Source organism: uncultured Phenylobacterium sp., from assembly GCF_902826855.1.
Lineage (GTDB): Bacteria > Pseudomonadota > Alphaproteobacteria > Caulobacterales > Caulobacteraceae > Phenylobacterium.
The window spans coordinates 1-2,600 of record NZ_CADEGK010000345.1; the positions used below are offsets into that span (position 1 = coordinate 1).

Consider the following 2,600-nt stretch of genomic DNA (forward strand, 5'->3'; position numbering starts at 1 on the left):
CCAATTTCCCTACTCGAAGCGGTAGGTGAGGGTGACGCCGTACGTCCGCGGCATGCCGGTGTAGCGCAGCAGCACGTCGTTCACGTGCAGCGACGAGGTCCAGTAGTGCTTGTTGGTGGCGTTGCGCATCCAGGCCTGAACGGTCCAGTCGCCAGCGTCCACGCCGGCCCGGAGGTCGACCAGCGCATAGCTGGGCAGCTTCAGCGGGTCGTTCGGGCGGTTCAGCGGGCAGGGGCCCACCGGCGTCGGCGAGACGGCGCCGCCGCAGGTCAGGAAGATCGGAGCGCCGCCCGGACCGGACCGGAAGGACGGGATCGGGTTCTCGTTGACGAAGAAGTTGTTCGTCTTGGAGAGGAATTGAACCGACCCGCCGACGTAGGCGGCCATGTCGTCGTTGATCGGCCAGCGGTACTCGGCATCGACGGAGCCTTGCCACTTCGGCGCCAGCGGGAACGACTGGCCGGTGAAGTCGGCGTACTGGTTGAAGGCGTCGAAGTTGTAGAAGTTGCCCGCCACGCAGTTCACGAAGCCCGGCTGACCGGACACCAGTTGGGCGGGCGGCGGGAGGCAGGTGTTCTTGCCCGACTTCAGGATCTTGGTGTCCTGGAAGCTGACGGCCGGCCGCAGCGTCAGGCCCTCCATCCAGTCCGGCGCATAGACCGCCGAGACTTCGAAGCCGAGGACCCGCGACTTGGGCACGTTCACCAGGGAGGGCAGCGCGCCGAACAGGACGTCGCTGACCGCGCCGAGGATCTGCTTGTTCTTATAGTCGTAGTAGAACGCCGCGGCGTTGAACTGCAGCGTCCGGTCGAGCCCGAGCAGCTTGGTCCCCACCTCGTACGATTGCAGCGACTCCTGGACGACCGGCAGGGTCTGCTGGATCGTCGCCAGGGCCACGGTGGGGAACGAGCCCGCCTTATAGCCCTTGGAGATGTTCACATAGGCCAGCTGCTCATCGGCGAACTTCCAGTTCAGACCCGCCTGCCAGGAGATGCTGTCCTCCTTCAGGCGCGAATAGAACAGCTCACCGTTGGCGGGCGAGTTGAACGTCGGGCCGGGGCCGGTGGACGCGCAGCTCCCGGGCGGTGAGAGCACCGGGTTGGTGCTGCCGAGGAAGGACTGGAGCGTGAAGGCCACGAAGGCCCAGGTGCCGTCGCCGCCGTCGTTGCCGCAGACGCCGCCCAGCTTGCTGTACTCGGTGTAGCGGATGCCGCCGACCGCGAGCAGGTTCTCAAAGATCGGGTACTCGACGTGGGCGTAGGCCGCGTAGGTGTCGGTCTCCTGGATGTCGGTAGGCTTCGTCGGGCCAAGCGCGAGCGCGAACGTGAACGCACCGGTGACCGGGTCGATCGCGAACACCGTCGGGCTGGCGGTCGAGGCGTTGTAGGTCTGCAGGAACTGGTCCCAGGTCTCGTCGTACTCATAGTTGGCGCCGACGAGCCAGGAGCCCTTGCCGCCGAAGGTGCCGGACAGGCGCACCTCCTGGAAGAAGCTCTCGATCTTGCCGTGCTGGACGTTCTGGTAGTCCTGGATCGCGATGCCCGAGCCGTCGATGGCCTGGATGCGGCTGAAGCTCTGCGCGCTCGAGAGCGTCGTGAGCGTCATGTCGTTGCCCAGGTCGAACTCCATGCGCAGCGACGGACTGATATAGGTGTTGTCCTTGCGCGCCGGCTGGCAGCTCGTGGGCTGCCCGCCGAGTTGCACGACCGAGCCCGGGCCTTGCGACAGCGGCGGCACGGGGAACGTGGGATTCACGCTGGCGACCGTGGCCCCGAGCTGCTGGTTCTGGATCGGGTTGAACGGCGAGTTGTTGACGCAGACGTTGGAGTCGGCGGAGCGGTTGTTCTTCGGCGCGAACGGATAGTTGACGATGGCGGGCGCCAGCGGTGCGAGCGGGCTCAGGATGGCGAGCCCGAACAGCTGGCCATGCTGGCTATAGCCTTGGTCTTGCCACGCGTTGACCGAGAGCACGGCCTTGAAATAGTCGGTCGGCTCCCACTGCAGCATCTGGCGGCCGGTGAGGACGTCCTTGCCGCCGAAGCCCTCGCCCTTGCGGTTGAAGTAAGCCTTCTGCCACTCACCGCTCTGGTTGATGCGGGCGGCGGCGCGGAACGACAGGGTTTCGCTGATCGGGCCGCTGACGAAGGCCATGATGTCGGCGTCGTTGAACCGGCCATAGCTGGCGTCGACGCCGGCGGTGAAGTGGTCGGTGGGCTTGCGGGCGATGTAGTTGATGGCGCCGCCGGTGGCGTTGTTGCCGAACACGGTGCCCTGCGGGCCCTTCAGCACTTCGACGCGCTCCAGATCGAGCGGTGCGCCGTTGGTCAGCGAGGAGAAGGGCAGCGGCGCTTCGTCGACGTAGACGCTGACGGTGGGGCTGCCGGCCAGGGACGTGTCCTGGAAGCCGACGCCGCGGATGGTGAAGACGAAGGTGCCGTAGTAGGTCGGCGTCGCCTGGAAACCGGGCACGATCTTCTGCAGGTCGTTGGTGTCGCGGATGCCGAGCTTGTTGAGTCGGTCGCCCGACTCCGCCTGGATCGACATACCGACGTCGCGGATGTTCTCTTCGCGCTTCTGGGCGGTGACGACCAGTTCCTGGA

General features: G+C 66.1%; 1 protein-coding gene. It reads right to left on the minus strand.

All coding sequences use genetic code 11. The features are described from left to right. Nucleotides 1-9 precede the first annotated feature (9 nt). Nucleotides 10-2,600, minus strand: a 2,591-nt coding sequence (locus QZV94_RS24525) for a TonB-dependent receptor (protein ID WP_293683022.1), incomplete at its 5' end; no start/stop codon positions are given.